The sequence below is a fragment of the Variovorax sp. Soil_C_17 genome, from assembly GCF_057657265.1.
This window is the reverse complement of sequence record NZ_JBDGIT010000054.1, coordinates 1-569: the sequence shown is the minus strand read 5'-3', so window position 1 is coordinate 569 and position 569 is coordinate 1. Positions and strand designations below refer to the sequence as shown.

The window sequence follows — 569 nt, the reverse complement described above, 5'->3', positions numbered from 1 at the left end:
GTCACGGTGCTGCGGCACCTGTCGGTGTTCGGCTACGACGACGCGCCGCACGGCCACATGGAAGTGGTTCTGGAGAACGTGCGCGTGCCGGCGGACAGCATCCTGCTGGGCGAGGGCCGGGGTTTCGAGATCGCGCAGGGCCGCCTGGGGCCGGGGCGCATCCACCACTGCATGCGCTCCATCGGCGCCGCCGAGCGCGCGCTGGAACTGATGTGCGATCGCCTGCAGAAGCGCATCGCGTTCGGCAAGCCGCTGGCCGAGCAGTCGGTCTGGCACGAACGCATCGCCGAATCGCGCTGCATGATCGACCAGGCCCGCCTGCTGACGCTCAACGCGGCGTGGAAGATGGACACCGTGGGCAACAAGGTGGCGCGCGCCGAGATCGCCATGATCAAGGTGGTCGCGCCCAACATGTCGTGCAAGGTGGTGGACTGGGCGATCCAGGCCCATGGCGGCGGCGGCGTCAGCCAGGACTTCTGGCTGGCGGAGGCCTACGCGCACCAGCGCACCGTGCGGCTGGTGGACGGACCGGACGAAGTGCACCGCAACGCGATCGCCAAGCTGGAGCT

General features: G+C 69.2%; 1 protein-coding gene. It reads left to right on the top strand.

The annotated features are described in order from the left end of the window. Nucleotides 1–569, top strand: a 569-nt coding sequence (locus AC3A6Y_RS35000) for an acyl-CoA dehydrogenase family protein (RefSeq protein WP_487872792.1), incomplete at both ends; no start/stop codon positions are given.